1 pseudogene is annotated in these 659 nt (G+C 61.0%); it reads right to left on the reverse strand.

What is annotated here, in order from left to right:
• Positions 1–659: pseudogene (locus BMI79_RS23885) on the reverse strand (hypothetical protein); the annotation flags it as partial.

Here is a 659-nt window from a genome sequence, read left to right on the forward strand (position 1 = left end):
CAGGGTCTGAGCTGTAATGGTGCTCTCGGCGCTAGACAGTGGCGCACCGCCGGTAAAGTTCAGCGTACCGCCGTCGAGCGTCAGGGCGCGCAGCGTTTCGGTGCCCGGCGTTCCAGCTACCCCCACCGTGGTCACGCTGCCATTCCCCAAGGTCAGCCCAGCCAACGCCAGAGCGCTGGCATTGGTATCGGCCAACGAGAAGGTGGTGTTATTCAGCGTCACGTTGCCGGTGAAGGCGGACCCCGCTCCGGCTCCGAAGCTGAAGGCGCTATTGGCCGTATCCACATTCACCTGCCCGGCCCCGGTCAGACTATTGTTCAGGGCAAAGGCACCGTTATTGCTGATGTTCAACGTGCTGGTCGCATCGTTGACGTTCAATACGGTGTTCGCATCCAACGTCGTGGCACCGTTCAGCGTTAGCGAGGCGCCGGTGTTGATGTCCAGCAAACCGCTAAAGCCCGCCGCATTGTTGCTACCGGAAAGGTTGATGTTGCTGTTGCGCAGCACCCAGTTGCCCGTCCCGCTCAATGAATTATTCAGCGCGGTCAACGCGCCCCCCTCAAAGGCGTTAAAGTTCAGGGTGCTGCCGCTGCCAATGCTGACGCCACCGGTGCCCAGGTTGGCGTTCTGCGAGACGGTCAGGGTACTGCTGCCTATCA

The organism is Serratia oryzae, from assembly GCF_001976145.1.
Lineage (GTDB): Bacteria > Pseudomonadota > Gammaproteobacteria > Enterobacterales > Enterobacteriaceae > Chania > Chania oryzae.